A 15,908-nucleotide genomic window follows, 5' to 3' on the forward strand; every position below is an offset into this window, starting at 1 on the left:
GAGCAGCCGTGAACAGCCGGCGAGCTCTCTGTTGGCTTCGCGTCGAACTTCCGGTTTCCGCCCCTGACGGGACCTACCGACGGTCCAGACAAATGTCGCCGTTGGGTCATGGGCGTGAGTTCGACCAAGGGCGAGCGAACTTCCGCAACGGGTCGAAAGCCGATCAACGCCTTTGGTATCTTGCGAGACGCGTCAGATTCTTCATCCGGCATCATCTTTAGTACCTTACTTTTGTCGCGGTCCGTGCAGAGGCTCCTGCGGCATCTTTAGCACGCATGCAGCGGCGCTAAAACAACCCCTCTCCGCGCTGAGTTAGTGCCAAGTGAAGTTGCGCAGAGGTGCCAAATGATTTTGCGCGCTACAGAACGGAGGCGGCAAACAGCAACCGTTCGCTGACGCCGATGTCTGCGTCCTCGCTCTCGTCCGTACCCCGGCCTCGTCCAGCCATAGGGTCTGCCCCTTGCGCCCTCGACCTCCTATGCTACATGAACGCGCGACGCGCGAAAGTCCGCGCAACCACCTCCGCTCCTGCGCCTGCCCCGAGAGTTCCATGCCCGACAAGGTCGTCACCCGTTTTGCTCCCTCGCCCACCGGCTACCTGCACATTGGCGGGGCGCGGACGGCGCTTTTCAACTGGCTGTATTCGAAGCACACCGGCGGCACGATGCTGCTGCGCATAGAGGACACCGACCGCGAGCGTTCGACGGATGCGGCGACTTCTGCCATTCTCGGGGGGCTTACCTGGCTCAGCCTCACCTGGGACGGCGAGCCCGTCTCGCAGTTCGAGCGCGCGCCGCGCCATCGCGAGGTGGCCGAAGAGCTGGTGCGCATGGGCAAGGCCTACTACTGCTACGCGACACCGGCGGAGCTCGTGGCCATGCGCGAGGCAGCGCGGGCCAAGGGGCTCCCTCCCCGCTATGACGGCCGCTGGCGCGACCGCGATCCGTCGGAGGCGCCGGCCGGCGCCAAGGGCGCCATCCGCATCAAGGCGCCGACCGAGGGCGAAACGGTGGTGCATGACCGTGTCCAGGGCGAGGTACGCTTTCCCAACAAGGATCTCGATGATTTCATCATCCTGCGCTCGGACGGCAACCCGACCTATATGCATGCCGTCGTCGTCGACGACCATGACATGGGCGTTACCCACATCATCCGCGGCGACGACCACCTGACCAACGCCGCCCGCCAGACGGTGATCTACGACGCCATGGGCTGGGACGTGCCGTCGATGTCGCATATCCCGCTGATCCACGGCGCCGACGGCGCCAAGCTGTCGAAGCGGCACGGTGCGCTGGGCGTCGAAGCCTATCGCGCCATGGGCTATCTGCCCGAGGCGCTGCTCAACTATCTGGCGCGGCTCGGCTGGAGCCATGGCGACGACGAGGTGATGTCGATCAAGGACATGATTGCGTGGTTCGATATCGGCGACGTCAACAAGGGGGCGGCCCGTTTCGACTTCGCCAAGCTCGAGGCCCTGAACGGCGTGCATATGCGCCGCATGAACGACGCCGACCTGCTCGACATCTTCATCGCCACGCTGCCCTATCTCGAAGGCGGCCCGGCAATCGCCGCGCACCTCGACGACAGGCGCAAGGCGCGGTTGCTTGCCGCGCTGCCGGGCTTGAAGGAGCGTGCCAAGACCCTGGTGGAACTTGTCGACGGTGCTGGCTTCCTGTTCACCGAGCGGCCGTTGCCGATCGACGAGAAGGCCGCGGCATTGCTCGCCGGCGAGGCGCGCGAGATTTTGCGCGGCGCTCACGGCGCGCTGAAGATGGTTTCAAGCGACTGGACGGCCGCAACGGCCGAGGCGACGATCCGCGACTATGCGCTGGCCGGCGGCTATAAATTGGGCGCCGTGGCCCAACCTTTGCGGGCCGCGCTCACCGGCAAGAGCACCTCGCCCGGCGTGTTCGACGTGCTTGCCGTGCTCGGCCGCGAGGAAAGCCTGGCGCGCATCGCCGATCAAATCGATTAGGAGAACTGGCCCAAGAAGATTGGCATTGAAAGGTGGGTTTCGCAGTGCAACATTAGGTCTTGGCCCAATTTGGCACGCAGGTCCGATTGCGGGCGCAAACATGCGCATTCCGATGCTCTCGATGTGTTGCGTTGCAGATATTTGCCTTTGCCGGCATGAGAAAACAAAAAGGAGTTTGCAATGTCCGAAGCTGCGACAAAACTGGAATTTGGCGGCAAGACCCACGCGTCGACGGCAAAGCTGGAATTCGGCGGCAAGACCCATGAATTCAAGGTGCGAAGCGGCTCGGTCGGGCCTGACGTCATTGACATAGGCGCGCTCTACAGCACCACCGGTGCCTTCACCTACGATCCCGGCTTCACATCGACGGCAAGCTGCGAGTCGGAAATCACCTTCATCGACGGCGATGCCGGCATCCTGTTGCATCGTGGCTACCCGATCGACCAGTTGGCCGAACATGGCGACTTCCTCGAAGTCTGCTACCTCCTGCTTTACGGCGAATTGCCGACCAAGGCGCAGAAGGACGATTTCGACTACCGGGTGACGCGCCACACCATGGTGCACGAGCAGATGTCGCGCTTTTTCACCGGCTTTCGCCGCGACGCGCACCCGATGGCCGTGATGTGTGGCGTGGTCGGCGCGCTGTCGGCCTTCTACCACGATTCCACCGACATCTCGGACCCGTACCAGCGCATGGTCGCATCGATGCGGCTGATCGCCAAGATGCCGACGATCGCGGCGATGGCCTACAAGTACCACATCGGCCAGCCCTTCATTTACCCGAAGAACGAGCTGAATTTCGCCGCCAACTTCCTGCATATGTGCTTCGCGGTGCCGTGCGAGGAATACAAAATCAACCCGGTGCTGGCGCGCGCCATGGAGCGCATCTTCATCCTGCACGCCGATCACGAACAGAATGCCTCGACTTCGACCGTCCGCCTCGCCGGCTCTTCAGGCGCCAACCCGTTTGCCTGTATCGCTGCCGGCATTGCTTGCCTGTGGGGCCCGGCCCATGGCGGCGCCAACGAGGCGGCTCTGAACATGCTGGGCGAAATCGGCCATGTCGACCATATCCCGGAATTCATCGCTCGCGCCAAGGACAAGAACGATCCCTTCCGGCTGATGGGCTTCGGCCACCGCGTCTACAAGAACTATGATCCGCGCGCCAAGATCATGCAGAAGACCGCGCATGAGGTGCTGGGCGAACTCGGCATCAAGGACGATCCGCTCCTCGACATCGCCATGGAACTGGAAAAGATTGCGCTGACCGATGCCTACTTCATCGAGAAGAAGCTCTATCCGAACGTCGATTTCTATTCCGGCATCACGCTGAAGGCGCTGGGCTTCCCCACCACCATGTTCACCGTGCTGTTCGCGGTCGCCCGCACCGTCGGCTGGATCGCGCAGTGGAAGGAGATGATCGAGGACCCGCACCAGAAAATCGGCCGTCCACGCCAGCTCTATACGGGTGCGCCGGAACGTGACTACGTGCCGATCGCCAAGCGGTGAAAATGGGTGAATAGTGAATAGTGAATAGTGAATAGTGAATAGTGAATAGTGAATAGTGAATAGTGAAAGGTGAAAAGTGAAAAGTGAAAAGTGAAAATAGTAAGACATTCTAAACGTCTATAGCAATCTACCATTCACCATTCACCATTCACCATTCACCATTCACCATTCACCCCTTGATGTACCCCATTACCGCCTCCGCCGCGATCTCGCCCGAAGGCCTGTCGGTGGCCATGCGTCTGGCCACCTCGGCAAACCCGTCCTTTTGCCAGGCGCGATAGGCGGTGTCGGAAAACAGCGCCTCCAATTGTCGCGCCAAATAGTGCGGCCGCACATACTGGTTGTAGCTTTCCGGCACGACCGGGCTGTCGGCGATCAGATTGGGCAAGGCAGCGCTCCATACGGTGATCAGGCGCTGGGCCAGCCGCATGACCGGATCAAGCCGGTAGCAGGAGATCATCGGCACGCCTGACAGCGCCAACTCCAGCGACACCGTTCCCGATGCGATCAGTGCCGCGTCGGCCTTGCCGAAAGCCTGCCATTTGCGGCCGGGATCAAGGATGATCTCGGGCTTCTCGTCCCAGCTTGCGACCGAAGCCCTGACCAGATCGGCGACATGCGGCACCGTCGGCAACAACAGGCGCAAGCGGTGCCCACGTGCGCGCAGGATCGAGACCGTCTTGCCGAACGGGCCGGCCAGCCGGCGCACCTCACCGCGGCGCGAACCCGGCAGCACCAGCAGCGTTTTCACGCGATCCCCCGACAGGTCTCTCGGCAGGCTTTGCGCCTTGGCGGCGGCGAGCACGCCTGGATCATGCGCGAGACGATGACCGACATAGGTGCCGGGCGGACCGCCCAGGCGCGCGAGTTCCTTCACCTCGAAAGGCAGGATGCAAAGAATGTGATCGACATACGGCCTCATCGCCACCGCCCTGCCCGGCCGCCAGGCCCACACGCTCGGGCAGACATAGTGGACGATCGGGATCGCTGGATCGGCGGCCCGCACCTTCCTTGCCACACGCAGCGAGAAATCCGGACTGTCAATGGTGATCAGGCAGTCTGGCTTTTCGCCGGCAACCGCATTGGCCGTCTGGCTGATCCGCCGCATCAGGCGCGGCAGATCGCGCAGGATGGCGCTCAGCCCCATCAGCGCGATCTCGCTGCCATCGAACAGCGGAGTGAGACCGAGCCCCTGAAGATGGCGTCCGCCAATGCCGACAAGCCTGACCTCGCGGCCGGTCGTGCGCTTGAGCGCCTCGACGAGATCGGCGCCGAGCAGGTCGCCGGATTCCTCGCCGGCGACGATGGCGATCTTCAACGGCCGGTCATTCGCCATGCGCCGGCTCCGCGGCAGGCAGGCCGATCACGAACAGGCCGAGCGCGTCGGCCCGCGCGACGACGACCGGGCCTTCCAGAACCAGCGAGCGGCCGGCCTCGACGGCAATGCCGGCAAGGCCGGCGGCATGCGCCGCCTCGACCGTCTGCGGGCCGATGGAGGGCAGATCGGCGCGCAATTCCTGGCCTGGCTTCGCGCATTTGACCAGCACACCACGCGTCCTGCCGGCCAGCCTGCCATGGCCGCGCAACTGTCTTGTCCGCTCGAGCAGCCCGTCAGTGCCCTCGATGCCTTCCAGCGCAATGGCGCGGCCGCCGACCGCGACAGCCGCCTGGCCGATATCAAGCGCGCCGATGGCATATGCCGCCGCGCGAGCCGCCTCGATGTCGCGCCAGTCGGATTTCCGCGGCGCCGCCCTCGTCAGCGGACCTTCGGCGACAATCAGGTCCGGCACGATCTCATGGGCGCCAACGACCTTGACACCGCGCGCCTCCAGGGCCCGTGTCAAAACCTTCAGCAGACCATCGTCGCCGCGGGCAAGCGCCATGACCACCGAAGGCACCACGGCCAGCAGGCCAAGACTCGGGCGCATCTCGATCAGTCTCGGCCGGCGCCTGATCTCGCCGGCAAGGACCAGATGGCTGATCCGGCGACGCCGCAGCAACGAAGCCAGCGAGCCGATGTCTTCCAGAGCGAGGCTCTCATGCTCGTAACCGTCGAGGTCGGACTTGCGGTCGACTTCGCCCTCGATCTGGATGATGACGGGCGGATAGCCTTGTTTGGCCAGGCTGACCGCGACTTCCACCGGGAGGCTGCCGCCGCCGGCGACAATGCCGACCCTGGCGCCTGGCGCGAGATCAAGGCCCGTCCTGGTCGCCTCAGTCTTCGTCATCGACATCGTCGCCGTCGCCAGCCTTGAGCGACGGGACGGCATAGTGCCGCTTGCCGCGACTGGCGATGAAATCGATGATCTTCATGGCGGTCGGCGACGAGGCGAATTCCGCCTTGGCGAATTCGATGTTCTCGCCGACTGTCCTGGAGCGATCGAAGATCGTCCTGTAGGCCTTGCGCAGCGTATGGATCTCGGAGCGCGGCAGGCCGGCGCGTTTCAAACCGATGATGTTGAGGCCGCGAAGGCTGGCGCGGTTGCCGACGGCTATGGCGTAGGGAATGACATCACCGACGATTGCCGAGCACCCGCCAAGAAAGGCGTTGTCGCCGACGCGGACAAATTGATGAACAGCGGTGAGGCCGCCGATATAGACATTGTCGCCGATCTCGCAATGGCCGCCCAGCGTCGCCTGATTGGCGAAGGTGGCATTCTTGCCGACGACGCAGTCATGGGCGATATGGGCATAGGCTAGGAAGTTGCCGTTGTCGCCGATTGTTGTCTCGCCGCGACTGGAATCTGTGCCGAGATGCATGGTCACGCCCTCGCGGATCGTGCAGTTCTCACCGATGACCAGCGTGGTGCGGCCGCCCTTGTGCTTGGTGTTCTGCGGCGGCGCGCCCAGTATCGCCATCGGATAGACCTTGGTCGAGGCGCCGATCGTGGTCCCGCCGATCACCGCGACGTGGCTGACCAGTTCGACACGGTCGCCGATCACCGCATCAGTGCTGACATGGCAGAAGGGGCCGATGCGGACGCCTTCGCCGATTTTGGCGCCCGCCTCGATGACCGAAGATGGATGGATGAATGTCTGGATTTTCATAAGCATTTCGATCGTCAGCCGCTTGCCACCATCATCGCCGAGATCTCGGCTTCGGCGGCCTTGACGCCGTCGACCAGGGCCTCGCAGGCGAATTTGAGAAGGTTGCCGCGTTTCTTGATTTTCTTGACATGGATCTTCAACTGGTCGCCGGGAACGACCGGCTTGCGGAATTTGGCATTGTCGATGGTCAGGAAATAGACCAGCGACGGCTTTTCGGCGGCAAGGCTGCGGATGCAGATGGCACCGGCCGTCTGCGCCATTGCCTCAACGATCAGCACGCCGGGCATGACCGGCTGGTCGGGGAAATGACCTTGGAAATGCGGCTCGTTTATGGTCACGTTCTTGATGCCGATAGCGGACTCGTCGCCATCGATCTCGATGATGCGATCGATCATCAGGAACGGATAGCGATGCGGCAGGAGCTTCATCAGCCCCAATATGTCGACCGCTTCGAGCGTCGTCGCCGCGTCCATCTCAGCCATTTCCCCCATCGCCCGGTTTGCGCGACCTTGCCAGTCTTCGCAGGGCCGCGATCTCCCGCATGGCTTCCGCCATCGGCTGTGCCGGGTAGCCCCCCCAGATCTCTCCCGCCGGGACGTTGCTCATGAACCCACTTCTTGCAGCAAGCTTGGCTCCTGTCCCGATGGTCAGGTGATCCGCAAGGCCGACGCCGCCACCCATGGTGACGTTGTCGCCCACCGTTACGGAACCGGAAATACCGGAAAGTCCGGCTATTATGCAATTGCGGCCGATGCGGACGTTATGAGCGATCTGCACCAGATTGTCGATCTTGGTGCCTTGGCCGATGATCGTGTCGGACATGGCGCCACGGTCGACCGTAGTGTTCGAGCCGATCTCGACGTCGTCCTGGATGACGACGCGGCCGATTTGCGGGACACGCTCCGGCCCCTTGGCGCCGGCCACAAAGCCAAAACCGTCCTGGCCGATGCGGGCGCCGCCATGGATGATGACGCGGTTGCCGATCAACGCATACTGGATGCTGGCGCCGGGGCCGACATAGCCGTCGCGGCCGATCTGGCAGGAGTAGCCGATGACGGCATGGGGAGCGATGACCGTTCCGCTGCCGATCGAGACACTCGGCCCGATCACCGCGCCGGCCTCGATGATGGCGCCAGCCTCGATATGAGCGGTCGCATCGATATGGGCGTGCGGCGATATGCCGGTTTCGCCGGTCATCGGCCCCGGTGTCGCGGCTGTCGGGAAAAGCAGGCGTCCGACCATCGCGAAAGCCTGTTGCGGGCGCGGATGGGCAAGAACCGCAATGCCCGCCGGCGCCTTGCTTGCGAATTCGGTGGGACAGAGAACGGCGGCAGCCTTCAGCGACTGCATCAGTGCGAAGTTGCGCCTGCCGTCGACGAAAACGAGTGCGTGCTCGCCGCCCTCGTTTGCCGGCGCCAAGGCCGCGATCGATACATGGGACTGACTGGAATCGGCAAGCACCGCGCCGGTCAGATTCGCGACTTCGCCGGCCGTATACCGGCGTGAAGGCGCGAAGAACACCGGATCGGTCATTCCAGAAGCAATATCCAGCTAGCGCATGACCCCGAAAACCGGAATCGATTGTCGGAAAGGATCATGCGCAAAATCAAAGTGCTACAACGTCCCTTGCGCGCGCGGCGCTGTAGTGTCGGATCACTCTCTTCCGGACCCCAACGGCCCGGAAGCATCGTCACCCGCGGATCAGAAGCGGGTCGATATGCCGAAGTTGAATTCCTGCACGTCGTCGGTCGCTTCCTCCTTGACCGGGACCGCATAGTCGATGCGGATCGGGCCGAAGGGCGAAGCCCACATCAGGCCGACGCCGACCGAAGCGCGCCACTCCATGCCGGTTGTGGAAGGATCGACACCATCGACCTTATTGCCGTAAAGCGTTGCCGCATCGGCGAAAACCGCACCACGCAGGCCGAAGCTTTCCGGGATCACCGGCAGCGGAAACTGGGCTTCCGCCGAAGCATTGAAATAGGTGGTGCCGCCAAGATGGTCGCCAGCGCCATCGTTATCCACGGGGCCGATACCGCCATAAGCGAAGCCACGGATCATGCGGTCGGTGCTCTGGAAGTGATCGAAGATGCGCAGGTCGCCGCTGCCATAGCCCTGGACATGGCCGGCGCCGCCCGAAATGAGGCCGACCAGATCGAGTTGCTCCGACAATGTCTGATAGTAGCTGCCGCGCGCCGTGACCTTGACGTACTTGGCGTCGCCACCAAGACCTGCAAATTCGGTGGTGACGTTGGCATAGATGCCGTCATGCGGGTTCTTCATGTCGTCGATGGTGTTGTAGAGCAGGCCGAGGCTGACCGACGACTTGAGCCACGGGCTCTGATCGATGCCATCCAGGATTGCCGTGGAGACGGTGCACTTGGTGGGATCGTAAATCCCGTCGGTCTGGCAACCGTCGTCGAGCTCATACTTCTCCTGCGAGATATTGTAAGCAAGCTGGGTCGAGATGTTGTCGGTGATCGGCAGGCCGAAGCGAACCGTCGCCCCCAGCGTCTCGCTGTTGTAATCGGAGTAGTCCCTGGTCCGTTGGTAGATATCGAAACCGGCGGCGATGCGCCGTCCAAGGAAATACGGCTCGGTGAAGGAGAGGCTGTAGTCGCGCGAATTGCTACCACCGCCGGCCGAGAGTTTGATGAACTGGCCGCGGCCGAGGAAGTTGCGCTCGGTGATCGAGCCTTCGACGGACGGTCCTGCGGTATCGCCGCCGGTCGAATAGCCGGCGCCGACCGAGAACTCGCCGGTCGATTTCTCGACAACGTCGACCACTAGCACGACCTGGTCGGGCTGCGAGCCTGGCACTGTCGAAACGTCGACTTTTTCAAAATAACCGAGCGCTTCCAGGCGCTTCTTCGCGCGCTGGATGAGAACCTGATTGAAGGCATCGCCCTCGCTCACGTCGAATTCGCGGCGAATGACGTAGTCGCGCGTCCGATCGTTGCCGCGAATTTCGATGCGTTCGACATAGGCCTTGGTGCCCTGGTCGATCGTATAGACGACCGAAATGGTGTGGTTCTCGAAATTACGGTCGCCGCGCGGCGTCACCTGGGCGAAGGCATAGCCCGAACCGGCGACCTTTTCCGTCAGCGCGATGATGGTGTCCTCGACATTCTTGGCGTTGTAGACGTCGCCCTTGCGGGTCTCGACCACCGATTCCAGCGACTTGCCGTCGACCTCGGGAATTGTGCTCTCGACGCTAACGTCGCCGAATGTGTAGCGGTCGCCTTCCTGCACGGTAATGGTCACCGTGTATTTGTTGGTGGCGTTGTCGAGTTCGCCAACCGCCGAGACGACCTGGAAGTCGGCATAACCGTGATTGTAGTAGAAGCGGCGCAGCAGCTCCTGGTCGGCGTTCAGCTTGTCCTCGTCATAGACGTCGTCGCGCAACACGAAGGAAAGCCAGGTCGAGCGCTTGGTGTTGATCACGTCCGATAGCCGGCGGCTCGAATAGGCGCTGTTGCCGACGAAATTGATCGCCGCGATCTGGGTGCGGTCGCCTTCATTGATGTTGAAGACCACGTTCACGCGGTTGTCGCCGAGATCCATGATCTGGGTGGTCACGGCGGCGTCATCACGGCCGATGCGCCTGTAGGCGGCCTTGACCGCCTCGACGTCGGCATCGAGCGTCGCCTGCGAGAACGTTCCGCGCGGCTTCAACTGGACCGCTGCCGTCAGGGCGTTGTCCTTGAGCTTCTTGTTGCCCTGGAACAGCACCTGGTTGACGACCTGATACTCGGAAACCTTGATGACCAGCGTCGAGCCGACCTGGTTGATCTGGACGTCGGAGAACAGGCCGGTGCCGAACAGCGCCTTCACCGCATCGTCGATGTCGGAGCTGGAAAACGCCTTGCCGGGCTTGATCGAGACGTAGTTGCGGATGGTGTCGGCATCGACACGCTGATTGCCGCTGACTTCAACTCTCGAGACAACAGCGGCCTCGGCCGCCGATGTGGCCACGAACTGCACTGCGAGCGCACCTGGCACGACCAGGGCGGCGGACAAGGCCACCGCGGACGCGGCGCTCAGAAACTTGGATGCTGCCTTCATCGGGCTTTTGTACCTTTTCTCGTAGTCCCCACGGCGAGAAAACCGGACGTGCGGTAATTTCTCCTACCGTATTAACCGGATTTTCCTTACACGCAAGGCTTCTGGTTAATTTGTAATTACTTAACCTTGGGGCGTGGCTTTCGCGTCACGCCAACCCCCGTGCATGGTAAACGGCGTCTCAACATTGGTGGTGCCGAAGCCAGATTTCTTCATGATTTCAGCATCCAAACAGATCGTTCCAGAAAACGAAGCCCATGAAGCCCAGGACCAGAATCAGGCCGCTCCTGTAGGCCATTTCCATCATCCGTTCCGACACCGGCCGCCGGATGACGGCCTCCACGCCGTAGAACAACAGATGGCCGCCGTCGAGGGGGGGAATCGGCAAGAGATTGAGAATCCCGATCCCGACCGACAACAGCGCAACAAGCTGCACGAGCCACTCAAAACCCAGCTTTGCCGCCTTGCCGGCCATATCGGCGATCTTCACCGGCCCGCCAAGCTGGCATTTGTCCTCGCGCCCGACGGCGAAACGCTGCAGGAACTGACCGGTGCGCTGGATGATATAGCCGGTTTCCTCGACCGCGGCCGTCAGTGCGCCGACCGGACTGTAGGTGATCAGCCGGGGCTGGCCGATCTCCTTGTTGTTGACGACGCCGATCACGGCCACCTTGACCTTGTTGCCCAGCGCATCCTGCTGCTCCACCAGTTGCGGCGTCGCGGTAACGGTGACCTCCTTGCCGCCGCGCAGCATGACGAAGGTAATGGTATCGCCGGCGCGGCCAGAGACCAGGCGCTGGACATCGGAGAAGGTCTCGACCTTGCTGCCGTCGACGCTGACGAATCGGTCGCCGGGCATGATTCCGGCCTTCGCCGCCGGGCTATCGGCCGTGACTTCGGCCACCATCGGTTCCGAGACATAGCGGCCATAGGCCGAAAACAGCACGGCAAAGACGGCGATGGTCAGCAGGAAATTGAACAGCGGACCGGCCACCACCGTCGCCGCGCGCTTCCAGATCGGCTGCGTGTGGAAGGCGACCTTGCGTTCGGCATCGGTCAGCGATTCGAGCTCTTCCGAACCGGGCTGGCTTGAGGTGGCGTTCATGTCGCCGACGAATTTGACATAGCCGCCGAGCGGTATGGCGCAGAGTTTCCAGCGCGTGCCATGGCTATCATTGAAGCCGAAGAGTTCCGGGCCGAAGCCGATCGAAAAGGCTTGTACGCCGATACCGCACCAGCGGCCTACGAGGTAGTGGCCCATTTCGTGGACGAACACCACCACGGTCAGCACAAACAGGAAAGGCACCAGCGTGCCGAGGAAAAAGCCCTCCGTGCTGAAAACCGCTTGAAGAATCTCGTTCAATTCATGCCCTCAAATTCGTCCGCAGCCAGATTCTTCCGCGACACGGGGGTGCGCCGCGACTGTGACATCAATCCGGGCGAATCCATGGCGCATCCATGGCCACGCCAAGAAACAATGCCGTTCAAGCTGGAAACAGCCCCTGTGCCGGATGGTCGGCGGTCGCCGAAATCCAGCCGATGACGTATAGGGCAAAAGCGGCCGCGACAAGCCCGTCGACCCGGTCCATGACGCCGCCATGGCCAGGTATCAGCGCGCCCGAATCCTTGCGGCCGTGGCGGCGCTTCACCCACGATTCGAAGAGATCGCCGGCCTGGGAGACGATCGAAAGCACCAGCGCAACGACACCGAGCATGGCAAGATTGCCCGCCCCTGACACGGCGGCCAGCAGCAGCCCGGCAATCACGCCGCCAACGGCGCCGCCAAGCGCACCGCTCTGCGTCTTGCCCGGCGAGATCGAGGGCGCCAGTTTCGGACCGCCGACGCTGCGGCCGACGAAATAGGCAAAGATGTCGGTCGCCCAAACCACTGCGAAGAGAAAAAGAATGGCAACGAGGCCGGGATGGTCGCCGTCACGCAAAAAAGCAAGCGACAGGCCGGAAACGGCCGCATAGGCAAGGCCAGATGCTTCCCACTGCCCCGACTGGCGCAGCGAAGCCGCGATCGCGGTGACGACGACCAGCAAGACGACAAGACCCAGCAGCCAGAAGGCCGGCAGGCCGGCGATCAAGGCGCCGACGAAGACCACAAGCAGCGCCTCGGGCAGAAAGCCAAGACCCGGGCTGGCGGTCGGGCGGCACATCCGCGTCCATTCGTGGAAGATCACAGCCGCCATGGCGGCACACAGCAAGCGGAACGGCAGTCCGCCAAGCCAGGTCAGGCCAAGCGTGGCGGCGGCAAGCACGAGAGAGGAAATGACACGAAGCTGGAGGTTGCTCATCCCTTGGCCGTCACAGCGACGTCCTGGGCGCCAAGCCCACCGAAACGGCGCTCGCGGCCGGCGAAATCGCGCAATGCATCGACCAAATGCTCGCGGCTGAAATCGGGCCAGTAACAAGGCAGGAAGACGAGTTCGCTATAGGCCGCCTGCCACAGCAGGAAATTCGACAGCCTGAGCTCGCCGCTGGTGCGTATGACCAGTTCCGGGTCCGGAATGCCCTTGGTGTCGAGGGCGCCGGCAAAGGACTCGGCCGTGATCGCCTCGCTGTCGAGTTCGCCGCGCGCCACGGCGGAGGCAAGCTTGCGCGCCGTGCGCACGATCTCATCGCGTCCGCCATAGTTGAAAGCGATGATCAGGGTCAGCGCGGTGTTGCGCACGGTCAGCGTTTCGGCCTCTTCAAGCAGTGTCCTGATATCTGACTGCAGCCCTGTCCTGTCACCGATGATCCTGACCCGCACGCCGCTCTGATGCAGTTCGGCGAGATCGCGGCGGATGAAGAGTTTCAGGAGGCCCATCAGGTCGCTGACTTCGGACTTCGGCCGCGACCAGTTTTCCGATGAGAAGGCGTAGACGGTCAGGAAGGAAATACCAAGGCCGGGGGCGGCCCGGACCGTCTTGCGCAACGCCTCGACGCCGGCCCGATGCCCGGCAAGCCGCGGCATGCCGCGTGCCTTGGCCCAGCGTCCATTTCCGTCCATGATTATCGCGACATGCGCGGGGCTTGTCATAGTTTCGCTTTCAGGTCGACCGCCTACCTTAAACTTGCATGATTTCAGCTTCCTTATCGGAAAGCAGATGGTCGATCGTGCTGATCATCTCGTCGGTAAGCTTCTGGACCTGATCGGAGCGCTTGCGCTGATCGTCCTCGCTGATATCGCCGTCCTTTTCCGCCTTCTTGAGAAAGTCCATGCCGTCGCGGCGCACATGGCGCACGGCAACGCGGGCGTTCTCGGCATAACCGTGCGAGATCTTGACCAGTTCCTTGCGGCGCTGTTCGTTGAGCTCGGGCAGCGGAATTCTAAGATTGGTGCCGTCGACGATCGGGTTGAAGCCGAGATTGGATTCACGGATGGCGCGGTCGACCGCGCCGACCATCGACTTGTCCCAGACCGACACCGAAATCATGCGTGGCTCGGGCACCGACACATTCGCCACCTGGTTGATCGGCATGGTGGTGCCATAGGCTTGCACCTGGATGGCGTCGAGCAGATTGCTCGAAGCGCGGCCGGTTCGCAGCGAAGCCAGATCGTGTTTGAACGCCGCGATCGCCCCGTCCATGCGCCGCTTGAGATCATCGTATTCGCCACTCATCATCGTCTCCTCGACCCGTTGGCCCGGGTTCACTGTTTCAGGGGGAAAACCCCATGCATGAGTCTCAATCCGAAAATCCGCTTTTTTGTTCACGCGGACCTTCGGTTCGGGATTTGCTCCCGATCAGCTGTCCGCGACGACCGTGCAGCGGCCGCCACCCCTCAGAATATCCCCAAAGCCGCCCTTCTCGTGTATCGAATAGACGATTATCGGAATGTTGTTTTCGCGCGCAAGTGCAATCGCAGCCGTATCCATGATCGAAAGCCCGCGTTTTATCACTTCGGCATGGCTGATGCGCTCGAAGCGCGTCGCGTTCGGGTCTTTCTTGGGATCGGCCGAGTAGACGCCGTCAACCTGGGTGCCCTTGAACAGCGCATCGGCGCCGATTTCGGCGGCGCGAAGTGCCGCGGCCGAATCGGTGGTGAAGAAGGGATTTCCGGTGCCGCCGGCGAAAATGACAACCTTGCCCTGGTTCATGTAAGCGGTCGCCTGGCGCTGGGAAAAACTCTCGCAAAGCTCAGGCATGGCGATCGCCGACAGAACCACGGCGTCGACGCCGATCTTGTTCAGCGAGGTGCGCAGCGCCAGCGAGTTGATAACCGTGGCAAGCATGCCCATGTGGTCGCCGGTGACGCGATCGCCACCCTTGGACGCGACCGCCACACCGCGAAAGATGTTGCCGCCGCCGATGACGACGCCGACCTCGATGCCGAGCGCGCGAGCCTCGGCGATGTCGGCGGCGATGCGATCGACGACCGACACGTCGATGCCGAAATGCTGCTCACCCATCAACGCTTCGCCCGATGCTTTGAGCAAGACACGTCGGTAGAGGGGCTTCACCGTCATCTGGTCCTCGTCATTGTGCATGTGACGCCTTCGGGCGCCGCGCCCGGAAACACTGGCTCCGATACACGAAGGGCGCCGCGATGTCACGCGGCGCCCGAGCCGGAAACTTGAGATCGTGGACTGAGGTAACCGTCAGCTCACGCCGGCAAAAGTTCCTTGCATGAGCAGGTCCGGCAGATAGCTTGCCGGCTTGTCGCCAACCGCCTGGCCACCTGTCAGGCCGCCTTGTATTTCCGGGTCGAAAAACGAATACGGGAAGGGCGTGACCGGCCGGCTCACCGCATCGAGCCGCGCCCGAAGGTCTTCGGGAATGTCGAAATCGAGCGCACCGAGATTGTCCTTGAGCTGGTCAAGCCTGGTGGCGCCGACGATCACGGACGCAATGCCCGGCCGGTTTGCCGTCCAGTTCAGGGCGACCTGCGCCATGCCGCGGCCGAGCTGGCCGGCAACCGTCTCCAGTTCGGCGACGATTTGCCAGTTGCGATCGGTGAATTTCTGGAAGCCGGGATTGCTCGAACCACGCATCGTCTCCAGCCTGCCGCCGTCCTTGACGATTGTGGCGGAACGGTATTTTCCGCTGAGCAGGCCGCTGGCCAGCGGGCTCCAGACCATGATCCCGGCGCCATGGCGCGTGCCGAACGGCACGAACTCGTGCTCGATGTTGCGCTCGGCCAGCGAATATTCGAGCTGAAGCGCTGAAACCGGTTCATAGCCGCGATGCTCGGCGACCGCCTGCGCCCGGCTTGCATACCAGGCCGGCACGTCGGAGAGACCGACATGCCGGATCTTTCCGGCGCGCACCAGATCGTCAAGCGTCCGCATCACCTCCTCCGGCGGCGTCAGCCTGTCCCAGGCGT

The 15,908-nt window shown here is 62.5% G+C and carries 14 protein-coding genes; 2 read left to right on the forward strand and 12 right to left on the reverse strand.

Annotation, left to right across the window (positions count from 1 at the left end; genetic code table 11):
• The first annotated feature begins 550 nt into the window (after positions 1 to 550).
• Complete coding sequence (gene gltX / locus MESS4_RS19345) at positions 551 to 1,975, forward strand: glutamate--tRNA ligase (protein ID WP_006334545.1); 1,425 nt, start codon at positions 551 to 553, stop codon at positions 1,973 to 1,975.
• Positions 1,976 to 2,155: 180 nt separating this feature from the next.
• Complete coding sequence (gene gltA, locus MESS4_RS19350; protein ID WP_006334546.1) at positions 2,156 to 3,484, forward strand: citrate synthase; 1,329 nt, start codon at positions 2,156 to 2,158, stop codon at positions 3,482 to 3,484.
• Between the two features lie 169 nt (positions 3,485 to 3,653).
• On the opposite strand, the gene lpxB is transcribed toward gltA, so the two are convergent.
• The 12 genes from lpxB to MESS4_RS19410 all read right to left on the reverse strand — a co-directional run.
• Positions 3,654 to 4,820, reverse strand: coding sequence for a lipid-A-disaccharide synthase (gene lpxB / locus MESS4_RS19355; RefSeq protein WP_006334547.1), 1,167 nt, complete (start codon positions 4,818 to 4,820; stop codon positions 3,654 to 3,656).
• Positions 4,810 to 5,712: a UDP-2,3-diacylglucosamine diphosphatase LpxI gene (gene lpxI / locus MESS4_RS19360; RefSeq protein WP_006334548.1), complete on the reverse strand. Its 903-nt coding sequence runs from the start codon at positions 5,710 to 5,712 to the stop codon at positions 4,810 to 4,812. The genes lpxB and lpxI overlap by 11 nt, the downstream gene beginning before the upstream one ends.
• The gene (gene lpxA / locus MESS4_RS19365; protein WP_006334549.1) at positions 5,699 to 6,532 is read right to left on the reverse strand and encodes an acyl-ACP--UDP-N-acetylglucosamine O-acyltransferase; all 834 of its coding nucleotides are present in this window, start codon (positions 6,530 to 6,532) and stop codon (positions 5,699 to 5,701) included. Before lpxA ends, lpxI begins: the two co-directional genes overlap by 14 nt.
• Positions 6,533 to 6,546: 14 nt before the next feature.
• A complete protein-coding gene (gene fabZ, locus MESS4_RS19370) occupies positions 6,547 to 7,014 on the reverse strand; it encodes a 3-hydroxyacyl-ACP dehydratase FabZ (RefSeq protein WP_036241685.1) in 468 nt (155 codons plus the stop codon).
• On the reverse strand, positions 7,007 to 8,065 hold the full coding sequence (gene lpxD / locus MESS4_RS19375) for a UDP-3-O-(3-hydroxymyristoyl)glucosamine N-acyltransferase (RefSeq protein WP_006334553.1): 1,059 nt from the start codon (positions 8,063 to 8,065) through the stop codon (positions 7,007 to 7,009). Before lpxD ends, fabZ begins: the two co-directional genes overlap by 8 nt.
• 168 nt (positions 8,066 to 8,233) lie before the next feature.
• A complete protein-coding gene (gene bamA / locus MESS4_RS19380) occupies positions 8,234 to 10,597 on the reverse strand; it encodes an outer membrane protein assembly factor BamA (protein WP_006334555.1) in 2,364 nt (787 codons plus the stop codon).
• 217 nt (positions 10,598 to 10,814) lie between these two features.
• Positions 10,815 to 11,957 carry an RIP metalloprotease RseP gene (gene rseP, locus MESS4_RS19385; protein WP_006334557.1) on the reverse strand — a complete coding sequence of 381 codons (1,143 nt, stop codon included), beginning with the start codon at positions 11,955 to 11,957 and terminating at the stop codon, positions 10,815 to 10,817.
• A 121-nt stretch (positions 11,958 to 12,078) separates the two neighbouring features.
• Positions 12,079 to 12,894, reverse strand: coding sequence for a phosphatidate cytidylyltransferase (locus MESS4_RS19390; RefSeq protein ID WP_006334565.1), 816 nt, complete (start codon positions 12,892 to 12,894; stop codon positions 12,079 to 12,081).
• Complete coding sequence (locus MESS4_RS19395; RefSeq protein ID WP_280110240.1) at positions 12,891 to 13,670, reverse strand: isoprenyl transferase; 780 nt, start codon at positions 13,668 to 13,670, stop codon at positions 12,891 to 12,893. Before MESS4_RS19395 ends, MESS4_RS19390 begins: the two co-directional genes overlap by 4 nt.
• The gene (frr, locus tag MESS4_RS19400; protein WP_006334575.1) at positions 13,651 to 14,205 is read right to left on the reverse strand and encodes a ribosome recycling factor; all 555 of its coding nucleotides are present in this window, start codon (positions 14,203 to 14,205) and stop codon (positions 13,651 to 13,653) included. The genes MESS4_RS19395 and frr overlap by 20 nt, the downstream gene beginning before the upstream one ends.
• Positions 14,206 to 14,328: 123 nt before the next feature.
• On the reverse strand, positions 14,329 to 15,051 hold the full coding sequence (gene pyrH, locus MESS4_RS19405) for a UMP kinase (protein WP_081609795.1): 723 nt from the start codon (positions 15,049 to 15,051) through the stop codon (positions 14,329 to 14,331).
• 132 nt (positions 15,052 to 15,183) lie between these two features.
• Positions 15,184 to 15,908 (reverse strand): aldo/keto reductase (locus MESS4_RS19410; RefSeq protein ID WP_036241686.1); only part of this gene is annotated, 725 nt, incomplete at its 5' end.

The sequence above is a fragment of the Mesorhizobium sp. STM 4661 genome (genome assembly GCF_000359125.1).
In the GTDB taxonomy this organism is placed as follows: Bacteria; Pseudomonadota; Alphaproteobacteria; order Rhizobiales; family Rhizobiaceae; genus Mesorhizobium.

Bases quoted from the DNA above. Each gene is read 5' to 3' on its own strand.
- gltX (WP_006334545.1), top strand. From the start codon at position 551: ATGCCCGACAAGGTCGTCACCCGTTTTGCTCCCTCGCCCACCGGCTAC.
- gltA (WP_006334546.1), top strand. From the start codon at position 2,156: ATGTCCGAAGCTGCGACAAAACTGGAATTTGGCGGCAAGACCCACGCG.
- lpxB (WP_006334547.1), bottom strand. From the start codon at position 4,820: ATGGCGAATGACCGGCCGTTGAAGATCGCCATCGTCGCCGGCGAGGAA.
- lpxI (WP_006334548.1), bottom strand. From the start codon at position 5,712: ATGACGAAGACTGAGGCGACCAGGACGGGCCTTGATCTCGCGCCAGGC.
- lpxA (WP_006334549.1), bottom strand. From the start codon at position 6,532: ATGAAAATCCAGACATTCATCCATCCATCTTCGGTCATCGAGGCGGGC.
- fabZ (WP_036241685.1), bottom strand. From the start codon at position 7,014: ATGGCTGAGATGGACGCGGCGACGACGCTCGAAGCGGTCGACATATTG.
- lpxD (WP_006334553.1), bottom strand. From the start codon at position 8,065: ATGACCGATCCGGTGTTCTTCGCGCCTTCACGCCGGTATACGGCCGGC.
- bamA (WP_006334555.1), bottom strand. From the start codon at position 10,597: ATGAAGGCAGCATCCAAGTTTCTGAGCGCCGCGTCCGCGGTGGCCTTG.
- MESS4_RS19390 (WP_006334565.1), bottom strand. From the start codon at position 12,894: ATGAGCAACCTCCAGCTTCGTGTCATTTCCTCTCTCGTGCTTGCCGCC.
- frr (WP_006334575.1), bottom strand. From the start codon at position 14,205: ATGAGTGGCGAATACGATGATCTCAAGCGGCGCATGGACGGGGCGATC.
- pyrH (WP_081609795.1), bottom strand. From the start codon at position 15,051: ATGACGGTGAAGCCCCTCTACCGACGTGTCTTGCTCAAAGCATCGGGC.